This is a genomic window from Leifsonia sp. P73 (assembly GCF_051059105.1).
Classification (GTDB): domain Bacteria; phylum Actinomycetota; class Actinomycetes; order Actinomycetales; family Microbacteriaceae; genus Leifsonia.
Genome location: NZ_CP194931.1, coordinates 3,299,369 through 3,318,387 on the forward strand (window position 1 = coordinate 3,299,369; position 19,019 = coordinate 3,318,387).

Here is a 19,019-nt window from a genome sequence, read left to right on the forward strand (position 1 = left end):
CCCCTCCGTCACGCCCTCCGGTACCGCGTCAGGCTCGCGGGCCCCACCTGCTCCGACGAGGTCAGCGTGAGGAGGGCCCCGTCCGGGAACAGCCGCCGCCCCGCGCCGACCGCCGTCGGGAAGGTCAGCAGCCGGTACTCGTCCACCCGATCGGCCGCGGCCAGCGGGCCGAGCAGGGTGCCGCTGCCGATGACGACCACGTCGCGCTCCGGCAGTGTCCCCTCCAGCCAGTCCTCCAGGGACCCCGCCACCTGCTCGGTGTTCGACCAGCGCGCGACCTCCACCGGGCTGCCGCTCACGACCGCTTTCGCCGCGCGGTTCATCGACCGCGAGAAGTCGTCGTCGCGCGCCGGCCACAGCGTGCTGAAGTGCTCCCAGGTGCGGCGGCCGAACAGCAGCGTCCCCGTCTCCAGGATCGCCCCGAGCCGGAACTTGTCCCCGGCGACGCCCTGCGGCCCGAACCGCATCGCCCAGCCGCCGAACGGCGCGCCGCCGCTGCCGTCCGGGTCTTCCACGACCCCGTCCAGCGTGATGAACTGCACGACGATCAGCTCTCCCATGATGGTCCTCTCCGACACCGCGCCTCGCTGTCATCAGTGGATACGTGCGGGAGGGCCGGAAATCATCGCACGGCTGCAGCGGTCTCCTCGAACAGGGCGAACAGCCGGGGATGCCGGTACACGAGCACATGCCCGATCGCGCCGCCGGCGTCCCCGTCGAAGAGCTGGAGCGTGTGCGGCTCGCGCGCCTCCCCGGCGCCCCGGTAGAGGAGGAAGCCCGGCTGGCCGCCTGCCGAGATCGGGGTGGTCGACCACTCGACGCCGCGCCACGAGAACAGGTGCTCCATGAACGCCAGGTACGGCGCGACACCGATCGACCAGTCCGGCACCGGCGGCATCTCGAACACCAGGTCGTCGGCGACCAGGGACGCCAGCGCGCTCACGTCGGCCCGCTCGATCGCGCGAGCGTAGCCTTCGACGGCCCCGGGCGCGGGCGGCTTCGCACGCTCGACCCCGGCGGCGATCGCGGTGCGCGCCCGCTGGAGCGCGGAGTTCGCCGACGCCACCGACACCTCCAGCACCGCGGCCGTCTCGGCAGCGCTGAGCCCGATCACGTCGCGGAGGACGAACGCTCCGCGCTGCACGGGGGACAGGTACTGCAGCATCGCCGTCACCGCGAACCGCACCTCCTCGCGCCGCTCGGCGCGGCCCTCGACGTCCGAGACCGCTGCCCAGCCGGTCGGCGCCGGAAGCAGCCACGGCACGTCGAGCGCGGGCACCAGCGGGGCGCCGGCCTCCAGCCCGGGATCCTGGAGGTCGCGCGGCAGGGGCCGCCGCGGCGCCTCCCGCAGCCGGTCGACGCAGACGTTGCGGGCGATCCGGTAGCACCAGGTCGAGAGCGACCCCTTGGCCGGGTCGAAGGTGTCGCGTGCGCGCCAGCTCCGCTCCAGGGCGTCCTGCGCCGCGTCCTCGGCCTCGAACGGGGAGCCGAGGAGCTGGTAGCAGAAAGCCGTCAGCCCGCGCCGGAGGCCGCTCAGTTCGGCCTCGTCGAATGCGGTCATGGGGCGATCCTAGGGCCGTCGCGAGATGTCCCCTGTATTGGGGTAGAGGGAAAACCGGCCGAATGGTTTTAACTGAGCGGGATGCTCGTGGGGGTCACTGACGAGCCGTACCCGAAATGAGCCGCCGTTGCCCGAACGCACTGCCTCAAACATTCCCGCCCAGGACGCCGTCGCCGCGCCGCCACGCCGACGCCGGCGAGCAGTCGCGGCCGTCGCCGCCGTCGCGCTGGTCGCCGGCGGTGTGCTCGCCGCCGGCTCACTGCCGGCCGCGGCCCAGCCCGGGAACATGGGCCCCAGCACCGCCTTCACGACCTCTCTCGCCGGGGTGGCGACGGACACGGCCGTCGACCCGTACACCGGCGGGGTCTTCGTCGGCCGCAACGGAGTCGTCGACGTGGTCGACGAGTACTCGGGCGGGCTCGCCGCGACGGTCCCCGTCCCCGGTGCGGCCAGCCCGCTCCTCGCGGCCGACCCGAGCAAGGCGTTCGTCTGGGTGCTGGACGCCGCGGGCAAGAAGCTGTACCGCATCGACGAGCGCACGGTGACGATCACCGGCACAGTCACGCTCTCCGGCAATGTGCAGCACCTCACCGTCGACCGCACCACGGGCAAGGTCCTCGTGACCACCGGCACGACCGGCACCATCCTCAGTGTGGACGAGTCGACCCTGAGCCAGGGCACGGCGATCACGGTCGGCGGCGCGCCTTCCCTCATCGGCGTCGACACCTCGACGGGCACGATCTTCACCGTCGACCCCAACGGAACGGTCTCGATCGTCGATGAGGCGGCGGGAACCGTCACCGTGACGGTGGCGGCCCCGGCCGGCACCACCGCGATGACGGTCGACGCGGCACACCACAAGGCGTACCTCGGGCTGGGGAGCCAGGTCACGGTGGTGGATGCGGTCGCGCAGACGGTCTCCCAGACGATCAACCTGCAGTTCGGGCTGGGAACAGGCATCTCGACCATGTCGATCGACCCGACAACGCAGTCCGTGCTGCTGGAGGCCGGCCAGACGGTGTTCGCCATCGACACCGTCGTCGGCTCGCAGCACCTCGAGTTCACCACGGGGTCGACCCCGCTGCTGGGCATGTCGGTCGACCCGTTCAGCAACACGATCTTCATGGGCGCGGGCTCGACCCTCTGGGGGATGTACGAGCCGGTCTCGATCCTCGGCAGCGCGTCCGGCGTCGCCGCGGCGGGGCAGCCCTATTCGCAGCAGCTCGCCGCCTACGGGCCGAGCCCGACGTTCGCCATCACCGGCGGCGCCCTGCCTGCCGGCCTCGGCCTGAACGGCGACACGATCTCCGGCACCCCGACCACGACCGGCTCTTCCACCTTCAGCGTGACGGTGACCGACAGCTACAACGACAGCGTGACGCAGACCTACACGATCCGCGTGGTCACGGTCGACCGGACCTCCGGCGCCGACCGGTTCGCGACCTCGGTGGAGGTCTCCAAGGCGTCGTACCCCGACCCGTCCACCGTCGGCACCGTGTACGTCGCCAACGGGCTGTCGTTCCCGGACGCGCTCTCGGGCGGTCCCGCCGCGGCTCAGGACTCCGGCCCGCTGCTGCTGACCGGTCAGGACGTCCTGCCGGCGTCGGTGTCGGCGGAGATCACGCGCCTGCACCCGACCAACATCGTGGTCGTGGGCGGCCCGGCGGTGGTCGGCGACAGCGTGTTCGGCGCGCTCCAGTCGCTGGCGCCCCACGTGCAGCGTGTGTACGGGGCCGACCGGTTCGCGACCTCCCGGGCCGTGATTCAGCATTCCTTCACGACGGCGCCGACGGTGTACGTCTCCACCGGCTGGAACTTCCCCGACTCGCTCAGCGCGGGCGGCGCGGCGGGCAGCCAGCACGCTCCGCTGCTGCTGGTGAACAGCGCGGCCACGTCCGTCGACCAGGCCACGGCGTCGCTGCTGCTGTCGCTCGGCACGAACAAGATCGTCATCATCGGAGGCTCGAGCGTCATGTCGCCCTCCCTGGTGGCGGACTTCGCCCGCTTCGGGACGGTGACGCACCTCGCGGGCGCCAACCGGTTCGACTCCTCCCAGCAGGTGGTCGAGGGCGCCTTCACCAACAGCAGCCACGTCATCCTGGCGAACGGGATGAACTTCCCCGACGCGCTGAGCGCGTCGGCCTGGGCGGGCAAGTCCTCGTCGCCGCTGTTCATCACCACCGCCACGTGCGTGCCGCAGCGGACCCTGGACGACATCTTCTTCCTGGGCGCGAACGACGTCACCCTGATCGGCGGCACCACCGCGCTGAACCCGAGCGTCGCAGGGCTGACGAGTTGCGACGAGGTCTACTCGGTGATCGCCCCGCTCCTCCCTGCGGCGGGCCTCGCGCCGGCGGCCGCGAAGACGGGCGCCTCCGGGGGCAGCGCACCGGTCGCCGACCACCCGGTCGGCCCGACGCTGCCGGTGGCGCCGCTCACGCACCACGCGACCCTGAAGCACTGAGTTCCGGGCGCGTCGGTCCCCGTCCCGTCGGGCGGGGACCGACGCGCTCCTAGGCCGCGGCGGCGGCCTCCCTGCTCCGCACACGCCGCACCACGTACAGCCAGGTGAGGCCGCTCCCCACCGCGAACACCAGTGAGAGCAGCACCACGAGGAGCCCGCTCGCCGGGCCGAGCGCGCGTACGCTCGCCGTCCACTGCAGCGCGTCGAACAGCCCGTGCGCGGCGGCCACACCGAGGTATGCGGCCACCACGCCGAACGTGATCCGGAACCGCCCGTCGCGCGCCGCGCCGAACACCGCCGCGCCGAGCAGCGCGGAGAAGACCAGGTGCAGGAACGGTCCGCTGAGCTGGCGGGCCGCCGTCGTGGTGAGGAAGAGCCCGAGCCCTGCGCCGTCGGCCTGCCCGAGCGCGAACGACTGCTGGAGGTAGCCGAGGTTCTCGATGACGCTGAAGCCGAGGCCCACCGCGCCGCCGACGAACAGCCCGATCCGGGCGTTCTTGACCGGCAGCCGCAGGCAGAGCAGCACCGCGCAGAGCATCTTGGCCAGCTCCTCCACGAGACCGGCGCAGGCCAGCACGGCGAGGCTGGGATGCAGCGAGGACCCACCTGCCGCGATGTCGATGAGGCCCTCGACCGGCAGCAGAGTCGCGACGGCGCCGCCGAGCAGCGCGACCGTGACGAGGCGCGGAACGCTGAGCCGGTTCTCCGGCCGCAGCTTGTAGGCCATCGTGTAGAAGATCGCGGCGGCCGCGGTGCCGCTGCCGGTCACCAGCAGGTACGGCGAGAGGACCGGCGGCGCGCCGTCGTGCGCGTGCGGGGCGAGCGCGGAGAACAGGAGGCTGAGGCCGAACAGCCACAGCCACACCGCGGCGCTGCCCGCGACGATCAGCCAGCCTCCCCAGCGGCCCAGCCCCTTGGTGCGGCGCGGGGAGCCGGAGGACGCGGCGGAGACCGTCTGCACGGACCCCCCGTGCGACGCCGCCGAGGCCTGAGCACCGACCGGCCAGGTGTACCCCGTCCACGACCCGCCGCTCCACCAGCGGTACGACGGCGCGGGGGTCGGGTCGGGATACCAGCCGGGCGGCGGCGGAGGCGGCAGGACGCTCATCCTGTCAGGATAGGGATCCGTTCCCCTCGATCGCCGCTTGAGCTTCGGGAGCTGGCCGACCTCCTTCTGGGGTGCTGTCCGTCGGCGCGCGCTGCCCCGATCATGGCCCCTGCGGAAATCCTCCGCTCCCGCGTAACCTTTCGCGCCTCCCGGCGATTAAGTCACCGAGGGCGTCGGCCTTCCCCGGATATCAGGAAGGACCCGGATGCCCCTCACGACCCCCGTCCCCACCTCCGTCTCCGCCGCCCCCGCGGAGCCGGCACAGGGGACGGGTGCCATCGCGGCGTGCTGTGCGACTTCGGTCGTCCCCGTGAAGTCCGCCGCCCATCGTGCCCGTGTCACCGCCCCGGCCGGCGTCCGCTTCGCGGAAGTCCCGGTCGGGCCGGAGGGAACCGCTGCGCCAACCCCCGGGGCGCGCGGGTCCCGACCGGCCCGGCCGGGGCGTCGTACGGCGCGCGGAAGGCCTAGACGATGGACCACTGCCTGCCGCGGGCTCGGGTTCTCGCGGCGGGCGGTGGTGATGGTGGCATCGCGCTGCGCTCCGCGGTCGGCCTCCTCCCGTCGGAGTGGCTGGTCCCGCTAGAGTGGCCGCGTGAGGCCCGGCCCGTGAAGGAGCGCGCGCACCGCGACACCGGCGGTACCGCCGTGCTGTTCACCGACGCCTACCGGACCCACGCGGCGTCGCTGCTGGCCTACCTCCGCTCGCAGGGCGTGGACGATCCGGAGGCCGTGACGCAGGACGTCTTCGTCGCGCTCTACCCGCGGCTGGAGTCGCTCTCCGGAGGGCGGGACGGCCTCCGCGCCCTCCTCTTCACCATCGCGCACGCCCGGGTGGTCGACCACCACCGGCGGCGCTCCCGCGTCCCGGCCGCCGTCGCCTACGACCCGCTCACTGACACCCGCAGCACGCCGTCCGCCGAAGACGACGTCGTGCACGGCGAGACCGGCGTGGCCGAGCTGCTCGGGCGGCTGACCCCCGAGTACCGCGACGTCATCGCGCTGCGCATCCTGGCCGAGCTCAGCATCGAGGAGGTCGCCGGGATCATGGGCCGCAGCCCCGGCGCGGTCAAGCAGCTCCAGCGCCGGGCCCTGCTCGCGCTGCGCCGGGAGGTCGCGAGCGACGACCAGGCGGCTGCTCTGGTGGACGCCGGCCGGGAACCGGAGGAGGTGCGATGACCGCGGATCCTGCCGACGACCCGGTGCTGCGCCTCCTTCAGGAGGCCGGCCTGGAGGACGACGCGGCGCTCGCCGCCCTCCTCGACGAGCTGAAGGCGACCGCCGCCGCGGAGCCGCCCGCGCCCTCGCGCGACGTGGTGCGGCTGATGTCCGGCCGCCGCCCGGCGCGCGCGTCGTGGTTCGCCCGCCACAGCACGCGGACGACCACTGTGGTGCTCCTGGCCGCGGCGCTGGCCGGGGAGCGTCCGCCGCCGCGGCGAGCCCCGCGTTCCACGCGGTCGTCGGCGACGCGATCTCCAGCCTGGGGAAGCTCGTCGGGCGTCCCGCGCGTCCGACGCCCGCCCCGCCCGCAGCGCGGCGTGACGAGGCGAACGAGGCGACGCCGTCGCCGCGCAACGGGGAGACTACCGCGGCTCGGCGTCGGCCGGGGCCGGCGACGCGCACGGGAGCCAGGCTGCGCCGCCATCGACGGCGGCGCAGGAGCAGCCCGCGTCCGGAGCCCAGCTCGGCGCGGAGTCGCACGCAGGCGTGGGCGGAGCGGGCGCCGCCGGCGCCGACCCCGGCCGCAGCGGAGGCACGAGCAGCGGGTCGGGCCAGGGCCAGGGCGGCGGCGGAGGTCAGGGCGACGATCAGGGAGCCTCCGGCGCGTCGTCCACGCAGAAGCAGGCCCCCTCGCACCACCAGCCTGCTCCCACGCCGGCCCCCCTGCCACCGGCGGCGGCTCGCAGACCAACCAGCCGGGCGGCGGCGGCGAGGCGGGCTCCGACCGCTGACCCCCACCACTCCGCGGGCGGGTGCGCACCGGGCTAGGGTGTGCGGTGACGAGCGAGGAGGGTTGATGCGTGCGGCGGACTGGCTGAGGCGACACGACCCCGACTTCGCCGCCCTGCGCCGGGCCGGCCGTGCCGCGATCGTCATGCCCCTGTTGTTCGCGTTCGGGAGCCTCATCCTCCACGACGGGCAGGTCGCCACGTTCGCGGCGTTCGGATCGTTCGCGATGCTGCTGCTCGTCGACTTCAGCGGGCCGCTGGTCGACCGGGTGCAGGCCCAGCTGGCGCTCGCGGTGGCGGGCGCGGTGCTCGTCTGCCTCGGCACGCTCGCGTCGCGCCCGGTCTGGCTCTCCGCGGTCGCAATGGCCGTGGTGGCGTTCGCCGTGCTCTTCGCGGGCTCGGTGAGCTCGGTCACGGCCTCGGCGAGCACCTCGCTGCTGCTGGCGTTCATCCTGCCGGTCACGCTTCCCGGGACCGTCGGCTCGATCGGACCGCGGCTGCTCGGCTGGGGGATCGCCTCCGTCGTCGCGGTCGTCGCGATCGTCGCGCTCTGGCCGGCGCCCGCGCGGGAGCCGCTGCGCACGCCCGCCGTCGACGCCTGCCGGGCGCTCGCGACGCGGCTGCGCGCGGAGGCCGCGGCGATGCTCCGCGCCGGCAGCCCCGACCTCGCGGCCGAGCGCGACCGCGCCGTCGCGGCGGCCGACGCCGCGGTCGACGCCCTGCACACCGCGTTCCTGCGCACCCCGTACCGGCCGACCGGCCTCAGCACGTCGGCGCGGACGATCGTCCGGCTGGTGGACGAGCTGAACTGGCTGAACTCCGTGATCGCGCAGTTCGACCACGTCAAGATCACGGCGGCGATCCACGGTCCCGTCCACGTCGCCGCGTTCGAGGTGAAGAGCACGTCGGCGGCGGTGCTGGAGGAGGGCGCGACCCTCCTCGCGCAGCACGGCGGCGACCCCGCCGCCCTGGACACCGCGCTCACCCTCCTGGTGGAGGCGCGCACCGGCGTGGAGGCCGCCACGATGGCGCTCCCGGTCGCCCCCGACCCGGACGGCGGCCGCCGGGTCGCCGACGACATCGTGACCGCGCTCGACCCGGGCTTCCGCGCGCAGGAGCTCGCCCAGGCGGTCGAGACCGTGGCCGGGAACATCGCGCTCACGGCGCGCGCGGAGCGCCGCACCTGGTGGCAGCGTCTCGTGGGGCGGCAGCCCGGCGACCTGGCCGGTCCCGTCGCCGCCGCCGCCGAGCGCGCGAGCGGGTTCATCGGCTGGAACTCGGTGTGGCTGCGCAACAGCATCCGCGGCGCCATCGCGCTCGGGCTGGCTGTGGCGCTGGCCAACCTCACCGGCGTGCAGCACTCGTTCTGGGTCGTGCTCGGCACGCTCTCCGTGCTGCGCTCGAACGCGCTGAGCACCGGCCAGACCGTGCTGCGCGGCGTGATCGGCACCGCGGTCGGAGTGCTGGTCGGCGCGCTCGCGATGCTCGCCATCGGCGACAACCGTGTCGTGATCTGGGTGCTGCTCCCGATCGCCATCCTCGTGGCGGGCATCGCGCCCGCCGCGATCTCGTTCGCCGCGGGGCAGGCGGCGTTCACGATCCTGCTGGTGCTGCTGTTCAACCTCATCGCGCCGTCCGGCTGGACGGTCGGCCTGATCCGCATCGAGGACATCGCGCTCGGCTGCGCCGTGAGCCTGGTCGTCGGGCTGCTGTTCTGGCCGCGCGGGGCGGCCGCGTCGCTCCGGCAGGCGCTGGCGGAGGCGTACCGGGAGAGCGTGCGCTACCTCGGCGCGACCGTCGCCTACGGGCTGGCACGGTGCGAGACGAACGCGGAGGAGCATCCGGAGCCCCGGCAGCAGGCGCTCCGGGCGGCCGCCGCCGCACGACGGCTGGACGACGCGTTCCGCACCTACCTGGGCGAGCGCGGGAGTAAGCAGCGTCCGCTCGCGGAGGTGTCGGCGTCGGTCGGCGGCGTCGCCGGGGTCCGGCTGGCGAGCGACGCCATCCTCGACCTCTGGCGCCGGCAGGAGGCCGCGGGCGACGAGCGCGAGGGAGCCCGCCGGTCGCTGGAGGGCTCCCTTACGCGGCTCGACGGCTGGTACGAGCAGCTGGCGTCGAGCCTGGTCGCGCGCGAACCGCTCCCCGCGCCAACGCCGTCCGATCCGGAGGACCGCCACCGGCTGGCCGACGTCGTCGCGGACGACCTCGGCGACGCCTCCGGCCACATCGTCGCGCGGGCCGTCCGGATCATCTGGACGGGCGACTACCTCGACGTCGTGCGCCGCCTGGAGTCGGTGATCGTCGGACCGGTGGACGCGCTGGGCGACGACCTGGTTGCAGCGAGGCGGCGCCCCGGCTCAGGGATGCGGTGACTTGGTGTGCCCCGGAGCCGACCCGCTCTTGCCCGCTGCGGGCGGAGCGGGGGCGGGGGCAGGGGCTGGGGCAGGAGCCGGTGCCTGGTCGACAGCGGCGGGTGGCGGAGCAGCCGGCGCCGGCGTGACGGCAGCCGCCGGGGGCGCCGCTACCGCGGGGTCCTGCGGGACGGCCGTCGCCGGCGTGGGCGCCGCGTCCGGGGTCGGTCGCGACGACGGGCCGGTCTGCGCCGGATGCGCGCCCGGGTCGTGCCCGGCGCTCTCCTGCGGCGTGCTCAGCAGGGCGAGTGCGTCGATGTGGGGCCCGGTCGCGAAGAGCGTGAGCCCGAGTCCGACACTCAGGGTGAGCGCGACGACGACGAGTCCGCCGCTCGCCCGGGACCTCCGGCGGCGCGGGCGGCGGACGGGCGCAGCGATCACCGGGTCGGCCGAGTGCCGTCCCTTCGTCTCGCTCACGCCTCCACCTGCACGGTCACGCAGTTTAGACGACGACCCTCAACAGGTTCTGGACCCCGGTGACCCGCCCGTCCACCACGGTGACCAGCTCGTCCAGCGCCGGCGAATGGACGAGGTCGTGCGTGACCAGCAGCGTCGCGGTACCGCGCGCGTGCGTGAGCCGGGCGATCAGGTCCATCACCGCGGCGCCGCTCTCCTGGTCGAGCGCGCTCGTCGGCTCGTCCACCAGCAGCACCTGCGGGCTGCGCACCAGGGCGCGTGCGATGGCGACCCGCTGCCGCTGGCCTCCCGAGAGCTGTGCGGGCCGCTTGTCCGCGTGCGCGCCCAGCCCGACCGCGTCGAGCAGCTCGTCCACCCGTTCGCGGACCTGGGCGCGGGCGGTCCGGCGCCGGGACCCGCCGAGCTCGCCCATCACCTGCAGCTGCTCGCGGGCCGTGAGGGAGGCCAGCAGGTTCGACTGCTGGAACACGATCCCGATCCGCTCGCGGCGCAGGCTCGTGGCCTGCTCCGCCGTCAGCGCCGCCGCGTCCTCGCCGCCGATCAGGACGCTGCCCGAGTCCGGGCGGATGAGCGTGGCGGCCAGCGCCAGGATGCTCGACTTGCCGGAGCCGGACGGCCCGGTGATCCCGGTGACCACTCCTGAGCGGCCGTGCAGCGTGACGTGGTCGACCGCGGTGACGCGGGAGGCTCCGTCGGGGAAGGTGAGGGTGACGTCGTCGAGGGTGATCATCGGTTGCTCCCGAGTGCGGTGAGGGGGTCGGCGGAGGTGACGGTGCGGAGGGCGAAGGCCGCGCCCGCGAGCCCCAGCAGGGTCATCGCGACCGCGGGGACCGCCGTGGTGAGCGGGGCGACGAGGAAGGGCAGCGCGCCGGAGGCGAGGGCTCCGAGGCCGAGGACCACGAGCATTCCCGCGCCGATCCCGGCCACCAGTACGACGAGCGCCTGCCCGAGCGCGTCGGCCACCAGCGAGCGCTGCGTGGCGCCGAGGGCCTTGAGCACGGCGATGTCGCCCGAGCGCTGCATCGTCCACACCGTGAAGAAGGCGCCGACGACGAGCGCGGAGATGCCGAACAGCATCGCGACCATGAGGCCGAGCGAGCCGATCTCGCTCTTGAACGTCTCCAGCGCCGTCAGGCTCAGGAGGCCGGGCTGGGCGGACGTGCCGGTGCGGCTCGCGACGGCGTCCCACTGCGGGCTGCCCGACACGGCCAGGACGGTCGGCTCCCCGTCGCCGCCCATCCGCTTGTCGGCGGCGGCCCAGGAGTCCGGGGTCAGCGCGATCACAGGGGTGTGGCTGTACCAGGCGTCGCCGCCGACGGTCGCGACGCGATAGTCCGCGCCGAGGATCGAGACGGTGTCGCCGACGGCCGCGTGGAGGTCCTTCGCCGCACCCGCGGAGAGGCCGACCTCGGTGTCCGCGGCCGGAGCGAGACGGGTGAGCGCCGTCGCGCCGGTGTCACCGGCGTCGGCGGGGAGGCCGAACAGCGCGACGCCCGCGGAGGCGCCCTCCTGCGTCGCACGCGACTGCGCGATGCCGACCGGCACGACGGCTGTCACGCCGTCGGCCTGCCGCCACGCGTCCACGACGGAGGCGGACAGCGCCGATTCGCTGAAGCTCGCCGCGCCTCCCGCCGGCTTCTGCAGCACGAGCCGGTCGCCGGGGAGGCCGAGCACGGCGGAGACGTTCTGGGCTGCGAGGCCGCCGGTGAGGCCGGCGAGGAAGCCGACCAGCACGGTGATGAGGGCGACGACGCCGCCGATGAGGATGAACCGGCCGCGGGCGTGCCGGAGGTCGCGCCAGGCGACGAACACGAGGAGTCCTTTCTGCGGGGCGGAGCGGTTCCGCCCGTGTCCCTCCAGCCTTCGCTCTCCTGTCGCGTGTCACATCGTCGTTCCGGTCGAACCTCCTCTCCGACTTTCCATTGATGCCGAACCCGGCGCTCGCTTCGTAGGCTGGGCGTGTCATGTCCCACAGCGCCCTCACCCCGGTCTTCGTCGGGCTGCGCGTCGGGCTGCACGTGCTCATCGCGGGACTGCTCGTCCTGGTGGTCGTGCGGCTGCCGGCGCTGCCGCCTCCCGCCGCCGTCGCCGGGCTCGTGCTCGTGCTCCTCTTCGCCGTCGTCTACGTCTCGAGCGCCTTCGTCCGCCGGGTGCCGGAGGCGCGGCGCCGTGCGGCCGCGACCGCCTGGGTGACCGCGCTCGCGCTGATCTGGGTCGGCCTCGTGATCCTGGTGCCGGAGGCCGCGTACCTGTCGTTCCCGCTGTTCTTCCTCTTCCTCCACCTGCTGCCGCGCTGGCTCGGCCCCGTCGCCGTCGTGGTCACGACCGCGATCGCGATCCTCGCGCTCGGCCTCCACCAGGGCTTCTCGGTGGCCGCGGTCATCGGCCCGCTGATCGGCGCAGGCGTCGCCATCCTGCTCGGCCTCGGCTACCGCGCCCTCGCCCAGGAGGCCGCCGAGCGGGAGGCGCTGCTCGCCGAGCTGCTCTCCACCCGCGACCGGCTGGCCGAGACCGAGCGCGAGCAGGGCGCCCTCGCCGAGCGTGCCCGGCTGGCCAGGGAGATCCACGACACCGTCGCTCAGGGCCTCTCCAGCATCCAGCTCCTCCTGCACGCGGCCGAGCGCGCCGACCCCGACCGCCCCGGCATCGAGCACGTCCGCCTGGCGCGCGAGACCGCCGCCGACAGCCTGGCCGAGACCCGCGCCTTCATCCGCGAGCTGACGCCGCCCGCGCTCGACGCCGGGCTCGGGGAGGCGCTGCGACGGCTGGCCGAGGCGCAGTCCGTCCCGGGCGGCCTCCGCGTGGAGGTCGAGGCACCGCCGTCGCTCGACCTCCCCATGGACCTGCAGACCGCCCTGCTGCGGATCGCCCAGGGCGCGATCGCGAACGTCCGGCAGCACGCGCGCGCGAGCCGGGCGACGCTGACCGTGCAAGCGGACGGGGACGAGACCGTACTGGTCGTCGCCGACGACGGCGTGGGCTTCGACCCGGCGGTCGCGGCAGGCCCGGGCGGCGCCGACTCGTTCGGCCTCCGTGCCATCGCCGAGCGCGTCGCCCAGCTCGACGGCGCTCTCGACGTCGACAGCGCACCCGGGCGCGGCACCCGCCTGACCGTGACCGTGCCCACGAGGGCGACGGGAGGCGACGCATGATCCGCATCGTCATCGCCGACGACCACCCGGTCGTGCGCGCCGGCATCCGCGCGCTGCTCGACGCCGAGGACGACCTGGAGGTGATCCGGGAGGCCGCCACCGCCGACGACGCCGTGCTGTTGGCCGAGCAGCTCGCGCCGGACCTCGTGCTCATGGACCTCCAGTTCGCCGACGGCCCGCGGGGTGCGGAGGCCACCCGCCGCCTCCGCGCGCTCGACGACCCGCCGCACGTCCTGGTGCTCACCAACTACGACACGGACGCCGACATCCTCACCGCGATCGAGGCGGGGGCGAGCGGCTACCTGCTGAAAGACGCCCCGCCGGACGAGCTGGTCGCCGCGGTGCGCGCGGCCGCGGCGGGGAGAGCGCCCTGGCCCCGGCGATCGCCGGCCGCCTGATGGCCCGCCTGCGCACCCCGCTGACCAGCCTCTCCGCCCGCGAGCTGGAGGTCCTGGAGCTGGTGGCCGCCGGCGCCTCCAACACCGACATCGCCGCTCGCCTCCACATCACCGAGGCCACCGTGAAGTCGCACCTGGTCCACATCTTCACCAAGCTCGACGTGGGGTCGCGGACGGCCGCGGTGAGCGCGGCGCGGTCGCTCGGGTTGCTGAGGTGAGCACCGATGACTGACCAGCGCCCCCTCTGGGACGACGCGGCCGGAACCTTCGACTCCGCCCCGGACCACGGCCTCCGCGACGCGGTCGCACGCGACGCCTGGACGCGGCTGCTCCGCGCGCTCCTCCCGTCGCCGCCCGCCCGCATCGCCGACCTCGGCTGCGGCACGGGAACCCTCACCACCCTGCTCGCCCGCGAAGGCCACGAGCTCGTCGGCGTCGACTTCTCGCCGGAGATGCTCAGGATCGCGCGGGCGAAGGCGGCGGGAAGCTCGCCCGCGCCGGTCTTCGTCGAGGCCGACGTGCAGGACCCGCCCCTGACGGCGGCCTCCTTCGACGTCGTCCTGTCCCGCCACGTGCTCTGGGCGACGGCCGACCCGGCGCTCGCCGTCCGGAACTGGCACCGTCTTCTGCGGCCGGGCGGTCGGCTTGTCCTCATCGAGGGCCGCTGGTCGACCGGCGCCGGGCTCAGCGCCGCCGCGTGTCAGGCCCTGGTGGCGCCGCTCGCAGAGACGACAGAACTGCGGAGGCTGGACGACCCGGCGCTGTGGGGCGGCGCCATCGCCGACGAGCGGTACGCGCTGACCGTCGCCGGACCTCGCAGCTAGGCGGCCCTGCCCAGCCGCATATAGCCGTCACCGCACCCCCGGCGTTACATTGTGCCCGACGTCGACCGCCCCCGGTCGCGCGGAGTGCGGGAGGTGGTCGCGATGAGCACCAGGGATCGGGTCCGGCCCACGTTCGGCGGCCTCAGCGCCCCGGCGCGGCTGACGGTCGAGGGCGCGGGGATCGTGGTCGGCGCGGCCACGTTCGTGCTCGCCGGCGTCGTCGCCCTTTTCGTGTTCTGGGGGAGCAGCCTCCCCATCGCCGGCCCGAACTCGGTCGGCCAGTTCGTCGCGATCGCCGCCGGGGTGCTCGCCTTCCTCGCGTACATCGCCGGGCGGCTGTGGCGGCGGGAGGGGCTCACCCCGTTCCAGACAGCGTCCGCACCCGGCGCCCCTCCGCGCCGCGCGACGGGCGTCGACATCTTCGACACCGTCGCGATCGCGCTGGCCCACGGCATCCTGGCCCTGCTCGGCTGGCTGGTGCTGGGGGCCGTGCTCGCGAACGGGTTCCAGGACGCGACCGTCTACTTCCTCTCCGCGACCGTGCTCGCGGGCGCGGCCACCGGCGTGACCGCGTACGCCGTCTTCCTCTCCGCCGCGGGGATGGACCTGATGCGGCTCTCCACCGTGCTGGCGGCGTTCGCCGTGGTCGGCATCCTGGCCTCCATGCTGAGCGCGCCCGACCCGCACTGGTGGCAGAAGCACCTCAGCGCCCTCGGGATGTCGCAGAGCGTCTCGTCGCTGACGTTCAACCTCACGCTCATCGTGACGGGCGTGATCGTGACCGCGATCGCCCGGTACGCCACCGACGCCCGCGGCATCCTCGACCCGAAGCGGCGGTCGGCCGTGCTGCGGGTGCGCGTCGGCCTGATCCTGATCGGCGTGCTGCTGGCCTGCGTCGGCATCTTCACGCTGAACATCTCGATCCTCCTGCACAACGTGTCCGCGGTCGGGATGGTCCTCGTCTTCGCGCTCGTCGTGTTCTGGGTGCGCGCCGCGCTGCCGACCGCGCCGCAGGCGTTCTTCGTGCTCGGCTACGTCTTCTTCGCCACGATCGTCGCCGTCCTGGTGCTGTTCGCGGTCGGCTACTACGTCCTCACCGCCGCGGAGCTCGTGGCGGGCGTCCTGGTCTTCAGCTGGCTCATCGTCTACCTCCGGATGACCGGCGCCGCGACCGCCGAGGCGCGCAGCGAGCAGAACATACACGTCGTCGAGGGTTGACTCACCTCTTCGACAGCGTGTACAGGATTGGGCGTTGCGCGCCCGCCTAGCATCCTCGTGAACCCCGATGGAGGAGTGATAGCCATGAACAGCATCGAACGTGACGTCGTCATCGTCGGCGCTGGAGCCTCCGGCCTCACGGCCGCGACGGAACTGACGAAGGCCGGCCTGAGTGTCGCCGTGCTGGAGGCCCGCGACCGCGTGGGCGGCCGGCTCTGGACGAACGACATCGACGGCGCCACCCTGGAGATCGGCGGCCAGTGGGTCTCGCCCGACCAGGACGCGCTGATCGACACCCTCGCCGAGCTGGGGCTGGAGACGTACTCCCGCTACCGCGAGGGCATCAACATCTATCTCGGCGAGGGTGGCGTGCGCCGCACCTTCGAGGGCGAGATCTTCCCCGTCGCCCCGGCGACCGAGCAGGAGATCGTCGGCCTGATCGAGCGGCTGGACGCCCTCGTCGCCGAGATCGACCCCGACCGGCCGTGGGAGCACCCGCAGGCGAAGGAGCTGGACGAGATCTCGTTCCGCCGCTGGCTGGAGACCCAGACCGACGACGAGGAGGCCCGCCTCAACATCGGCATGTTCATCGCGGGCGCCATGCTCACCAAGCCGGCGCACGCCTTCTCCGCGCTGCAGGCGCTGCTCATGGCCGCCAGCGCCGGCAGCTTCAGCCACCTGGTCGACGCCGACTTCATCCTCGACAAGCGCGTCAAGGGCGGCCTCCAGCAGGTGCCGCTGCTGCTCGCCGAGCGCCTGGGCGACGACGTCCACCTGAACTCCCCGGTGCGCACCCTCCGCTGGGACGGCTCGGGCGTGACGGCGATCACCGACGACCTGCAGGTGAACGCCCGGTTCGCGATCCTGGCCGTGCCTCCGGTGCTGATCAGCCGGATCTCCTACGACCCGCCGCTGCCGCGCCGCCAGCAGCAGCTGCACCAGCACCTCTCGATGGGCTTCGTGATCAAGGTGCACGCCGTCTACGAGACGCCGTTCTGGCGCGACCTCGGCTACAGCGGCACCGCCTTCAGCCCGTACGAGCTGGTGCACGAGGCGTACGACAACAGCTATGACGGCGACCCGCGCGGCACGCTGGTCGGCTTCGTCTCCGACGAGTCGGCCGACGAGGTCTTCCGGCTCAGCCCGGAGGAGCGCAAGGCGCGCATCCTGGAGTCGCTGTCGCACTACTACGGCGTGGAGGCGCTGAGCCCCGTCGTGTACTACGAGAGCGACTGGGGCAGCGAGGAGTGGACCCGCGGCGCCTACGCGGCCAGCTTCGACATGGGCGGTCTGGCGCGCTACGGCGCGGACCTGCGCACGCCGGTCGGTCCGATCCACTTCTCCTGCAGCGATCTGGCGGGCAAGGGCTACCAGCACGTGGACGGCGCGATCCGCGTCGGCCGCGAGACCGCCGCCGCGATCGTGGCCGCGCTGCAGCCCGCCGGCAGCTAGCCGGCGACGGGCTGCCCGCAGCCCCTCCAGACCGCGCGCGGCCAGTCGTGGATGGCCGCGCGCACCACTCCGGCCGGCCGGGCCGCGCACCGTCGTGGGATGCGCGCCCCGGCCGCCGGGACACCGCTAATGCATGCATAGCATCGCCGGAGTCTGTGAAATCTCTCATCGAGCATGTATCGTCTAATCACGAGCACCGTGAAGCATCCGGAGGCTCAGTGGTAGACGGAAGGCTTGAACGGGTACTTGTCTCCGTCGTGACGCCACGCTGCTCCTAGTGCAGCCATCGATGCCCCCAGCCGGGTCGGGTTCCGCTGGGGGCATCACCCGTTTCCGGGGGTTGGGGACGCAGGGGGAGGGGCAGAAGAATGTGAGGGTGCTTGACGTTTCGGCGGCGGTGAAGCAGAGTCTCCTCGATGGTGCCGCGGGTGCGGCGCCCGCTGGGCCGCTCGGGTGGCGGCCCGGACCGGCGAGGGGGGACCGTGACGAGTGAGCCGGCGAGAGCGTCGCGCACCACGCTGACGTGGGGCGGGGCAGCCCTCGTTCTCGCGACGTTGACCCCGATCGTGACGGAGCTGGGCATCCTCTTCCCTCTGCCCGGCACCTCGTGGCTGTACTCCGTGGAGACGCCTTTCGCCGAGACGGTGTCCGCCGCCGTCCTGGTCTTCGCGTTCGTCGTGCTGGCTTTCGGCGTCCGCGGCGAGCGGGGCATCGCGGGGTCGTCCCGGGTCGGCAGGACCGCCCTCGGGCTCTTCGCCCTGACGAGCATCGTGTCCGCCGGGTATGTCGCGGTGAACATGACCGCGGTCGGCGTGAACTCCGGAGTGCTGGCCCTCGTGAGTATCCTGTTCTGGACCCTGGAGATCGTCCGGGTGGTCTCGCTGATCGCGGCCGCGATCAGCGTCTTCCAGGCGGGAGTCGTCACCGGGCTGGCCCGCTGGGGGCTTCCGGCCGTCGCGCTGGTCCTGGCCGGCGTGGTGGTGGTGAGCCGCATCCGGCTCCCCGCGCTGCTCGACGTCTGGCTCTGGGGGCTCGTCCTGATCCCGCTCGGGCTGCTGCTGACCGGCGTGCTCTTCCTCGTCCAGGGGCTGCGGTCGCCGCGCGCGATCGAGACACCCGCCGTCCCCGCGGGTTAGCGCCGGGTCAGAGCCCCCGGATCGTCCACCCCGCCGTCGCCGACTCGGCTGGCGCGAGCACGATCAAATCCGTCCCCGAGTTGTACGCGTCCGGCGGGCACGTCATCGGCTCCACCGCCAGTCCCAGCCGGTTCAGCTCCGGCACGTCGCGGTCCGCCGTGTGCACCTGCACCCACGGGCACGCCGCGTCCCAGGTCATAGCGACGCCGGTGCCCTCCGGGGCGAGCAGCGAGACCGTCGCCGTCCCGTCCGCGTCGCGGCGCAGCCCGGTGAAGGCGTGGTCGATGAACGTGTCGGCGATCGGGCGCGCCGCCCGGAAGTCGAACGGGCCGCCCATCACGTCGGCGAGGCCCGCAGGGATCAGCCGGTCCTCGGTCACCGTGAGCACCTTGTCGGCCGGGAGGTCGAGCGTCCAGTCGTCCACGCGGCCCTCGCCCGCCACCAGGTACGGGTGCGGGCCGGTGCCCCACGGCGCGGGCGTCGTGCCGGTGTTGGTGCCGGTGACCGTGGTGTGGAGGCCGTCCTCGTCCAGCTCGAACGCGACCGCGACCTCCACGCGGTGCGGGTAGCCGTCCTGCGCTTCGATCGTCGCGGACAGCGTGACGCTGCTGGGGGAGCGGTCGATGGCGGTGAAGTCGAGCCAGGTGGCGAGGCCGTGAAGGGCGTGGCCGCGGCCGGGCTCGGTGAGCGCGAGCTGCTGCTCGGCGCCGTCGAAGGTGTACCGGCCGTCGACGACCCGGTTCGGCCACGGCGCCAGCGTCGCGCCTCGGAACGCCGGCCGCACCTCGTCGGCCGAGAACGGGACGACCAGGGGCCTGCCGTCGAACTCCAGCGTGCGCAGGGAGGCGCCGACCGACGCGATGGTCGCGTGGTAGTCGCCGGCGGTGAGACCGAAGTGGGTGCCGGAGATGGGGATGTTCATCCGCCCATTC

Annotated in this window: 16 protein-coding genes and 1 pseudogene; 9 read left to right on the forward strand and 8 right to left on the reverse strand. The window is 73.7% G+C overall.

The window, feature by feature from the left end:
- Positions 1-8 precede the first annotated feature (8 nt).
- Together ACQ86L_RS17100 and ACQ86L_RS17105 are read right to left on the reverse strand one after the other, a co-directional pair.
- Positions 9-560: a dihydrofolate reductase family protein gene (locus tag ACQ86L_RS17100; RefSeq protein WP_434316487.1), complete on the reverse strand. Its 552-nt coding sequence runs from the start codon at positions 558-560 to the stop codon at positions 9-11.
- Positions 561-622: 62 nt separating this feature from the next.
- The gene (locus ACQ86L_RS17105) at positions 623-1,561 is read right to left on the reverse strand and encodes an RNA polymerase subunit sigma-70 (RefSeq protein ID WP_434316488.1); all 939 of its coding nucleotides are present in this window, start codon (positions 1,559-1,561) and stop codon (positions 623-625) included.
- 127 nt (positions 1,562-1,688) lie between these two features.
- On the opposite strand from ACQ86L_RS17105, the gene ACQ86L_RS17110 reads away from it, so the two are divergent.
- On the forward strand, positions 1,689-4,025 hold the full coding sequence (locus tag ACQ86L_RS17110) for a cell wall-binding repeat-containing protein (RefSeq protein ID WP_434316489.1): 2,337 nt from the start codon (positions 1,689-1,691) through the stop codon (positions 4,023-4,025).
- A 49-nt stretch (positions 4,026-4,074) separates the two neighbouring features.
- Here ACQ86L_RS17110 and ACQ86L_RS17115 read toward each other — a convergent pair whose 3' ends face one another.
- Positions 4,075-5,133 (reverse strand): PrsW family glutamic-type intramembrane protease, encoded by a 1,059-nt coding sequence (locus ACQ86L_RS17115; RefSeq protein ID WP_434316490.1) that lies wholly within the window; start codon positions 5,131-5,133, stop codon positions 4,075-4,077.
- A 471-nt stretch (positions 5,134-5,604) separates the two neighbouring features.
- Between ACQ86L_RS17115 and ACQ86L_RS17120 the strand changes: the two genes are divergently transcribed.
- Entirely contained in the window at positions 5,605-6,309 is a 705-nt protein-coding gene (locus tag ACQ86L_RS17120; protein ID WP_434316491.1) for an RNA polymerase sigma factor, read from the forward strand.
- Between the two features lie 37 nt (positions 6,310-6,346).
- Here the strand turns inward: ACQ86L_RS17120 and ACQ86L_RS17125 are convergent, their stop codons facing one another.
- On the reverse strand, positions 6,347-6,583 hold the full coding sequence (locus tag ACQ86L_RS17125; protein ID WP_434316492.1) for a hypothetical protein: 237 nt from the start codon (positions 6,581-6,583) through the stop codon (positions 6,347-6,349).
- A gap of 564 nt (positions 6,584-7,147) precedes the next feature.
- Between ACQ86L_RS17125 and ACQ86L_RS17130 the strand changes: the two genes are divergently transcribed.
- On the forward strand, positions 7,148-9,451 hold the full coding sequence (locus ACQ86L_RS17130; protein WP_434316493.1) for an FUSC family protein: 2,304 nt from the start codon (positions 7,148-7,150) through the stop codon (positions 9,449-9,451).
- Here the strand turns inward: ACQ86L_RS17130 and ACQ86L_RS17135 are convergent.
- From ACQ86L_RS17135 to ACQ86L_RS17145, 3 genes are read right to left on the reverse strand one after another with little or no spacing between them, the layout of a single operon-like run.
- Complete coding sequence (locus tag ACQ86L_RS17135) at positions 9,437-9,907, reverse strand: hypothetical protein (RefSeq protein WP_434316494.1); 471 nt, start codon at positions 9,905-9,907, stop codon at positions 9,437-9,439. The genes ACQ86L_RS17130 and ACQ86L_RS17135 overlap by 15 nt on opposite strands.
- A gap of 25 nt (positions 9,908-9,932) precedes the next feature.
- Positions 9,933-10,637, reverse strand: a complete 705-nt coding sequence (locus ACQ86L_RS17140; protein ID WP_434316495.1) for an ABC transporter ATP-binding protein — start codon at positions 10,635-10,637, stop codon at positions 9,933-9,935.
- Positions 10,634-11,719 carry an ABC transporter permease gene (locus tag ACQ86L_RS17145; RefSeq protein ID WP_434316496.1) on the reverse strand — a complete coding sequence of 362 codons (1,086 nt, stop codon included), beginning with the start codon at positions 11,717-11,719 and terminating at the stop codon, positions 10,634-10,636. Before ACQ86L_RS17145 ends, ACQ86L_RS17140 begins: the two co-directional genes overlap by 4 nt.
- A 152-nt stretch (positions 11,720-11,871) precedes the next feature.
- On the opposite strand from ACQ86L_RS17145, the gene ACQ86L_RS17150 reads away from it, so the two are divergent.
- The 6 genes and pseudogenes from ACQ86L_RS17150 (at position 11,872) to ACQ86L_RS17175 (ending at position 18,087) form a co-directional block, all read left to right on the forward strand.
- Entirely contained in the window at positions 11,872-13,059 is a 1,188-nt protein-coding gene (locus ACQ86L_RS17150; protein ID WP_434316497.1) for a sensor histidine kinase, read from the forward strand.
- Positions 13,056-13,675: pseudogene (locus ACQ86L_RS17155) on the forward strand (response regulator). The gene ACQ86L_RS17150 and the pseudogene ACQ86L_RS17155 overlap by 4 nt, the downstream one beginning before the upstream one ends.
- A 6-nt stretch (positions 13,676-13,681) precedes the next feature.
- Positions 13,682-14,281 carry a class I SAM-dependent methyltransferase gene (locus ACQ86L_RS17160; RefSeq protein ID WP_434316498.1) on the forward strand — a complete coding sequence of 200 codons (600 nt, stop codon included), beginning with the start codon at positions 13,682-13,684 and terminating at the stop codon, positions 14,279-14,281.
- A gap of 102 nt (positions 14,282-14,383) precedes the next feature.
- Positions 14,384-15,499 carry a DUF998 domain-containing protein gene (locus ACQ86L_RS17165; protein WP_434316499.1) on the forward strand — a complete coding sequence of 372 codons (1,116 nt, stop codon included), beginning with the start codon at positions 14,384-14,386 and terminating at the stop codon, positions 15,497-15,499.
- A gap of 84 nt (positions 15,500-15,583) precedes the next feature.
- The gene (locus ACQ86L_RS17170; RefSeq protein ID WP_434316500.1) at positions 15,584-16,951 is read left to right on the forward strand and encodes a flavin monoamine oxidase family protein; all 1,368 of its coding nucleotides are present in this window, start codon (positions 15,584-15,586) and stop codon (positions 16,949-16,951) included.
- A gap of 482 nt (positions 16,952-17,433) precedes the next feature.
- A complete protein-coding gene (locus ACQ86L_RS17175; protein ID WP_434316501.1) occupies positions 17,434-18,087 on the forward strand; it encodes a hypothetical protein in 654 nt (217 codons plus the stop codon).
- Positions 18,088-18,094: 7 nt separating this feature from the next.
- Here ACQ86L_RS17175 and ACQ86L_RS17180 read toward each other — a convergent pair whose 3' ends face one another.
- Positions 18,095-19,009: an aldose 1-epimerase family protein gene (locus tag ACQ86L_RS17180; protein WP_434316502.1), complete on the reverse strand. Its 915-nt coding sequence runs from the start codon at positions 19,007-19,009 to the stop codon at positions 18,095-18,097.
- Positions 19,010-19,019: the final 10 nt, after the last annotated feature.

What these genes read in the sequence shown, in the direction of transcription:
- ACQ86L_RS17115 (WP_434316490.1), bottom strand. Translation starts at nt 5,133, where the DNA reads ATGAGCGTCCTGCCGCCTCCGCCGCCGCCCGGCTGGTATCCCGACCCG.
- ACQ86L_RS17180 (WP_434316502.1), bottom strand. Translation starts at nt 19,009, where the DNA reads ATGAACATCCCCATCTCCGGCACCCACTTCGGTCTCACCGCCGGCGAC.
- ACQ86L_RS17140 (WP_434316495.1), bottom strand. Translation starts at nt 10,637, where the DNA reads ATGATCACCCTCGACGACGTCACCCTCACCTTCCCCGACGGAGCCTCC.
- ACQ86L_RS17105 (WP_434316488.1), bottom strand. Translation starts at nt 1,561, where the DNA reads ATGACCGCATTCGACGAGGCCGAACTGAGCGGCCTCCGGCGCGGGCTG.
- ACQ86L_RS17165 (WP_434316499.1), top strand. Translation starts at nt 14,384, where the DNA reads ATGAGCACCAGGGATCGGGTCCGGCCCACGTTCGGCGGCCTCAGCGCC.
- ACQ86L_RS17150 (WP_434316497.1), top strand. Translation starts at nt 11,872, where the DNA reads ATGTCCCACAGCGCCCTCACCCCGGTCTTCGTCGGGCTGCGCGTCGGG.
- ACQ86L_RS17100 (WP_434316487.1), bottom strand. Translation starts at nt 560, where the DNA reads ATGGGAGAGCTGATCGTCGTGCAGTTCATCACGCTGGACGGGGTCGTG.
- ACQ86L_RS17170 (WP_434316500.1), top strand. Translation starts at nt 15,584, where the DNA reads ATGAACAGCATCGAACGTGACGTCGTCATCGTCGGCGCTGGAGCCTCC.
- ACQ86L_RS17120 (WP_434316491.1), top strand. Translation starts at nt 5,605, where the DNA reads ATGGACCACTGCCTGCCGCGGGCTCGGGTTCTCGCGGCGGGCGGTGGT.
- ACQ86L_RS17160 (WP_434316498.1), top strand. Translation starts at nt 13,682, where the DNA reads ATGACTGACCAGCGCCCCCTCTGGGACGACGCGGCCGGAACCTTCGAC.
- ACQ86L_RS17130 (WP_434316493.1), top strand. Translation starts at nt 7,148, where the DNA reads ATGCGTGCGGCGGACTGGCTGAGGCGACACGACCCCGACTTCGCCGCC.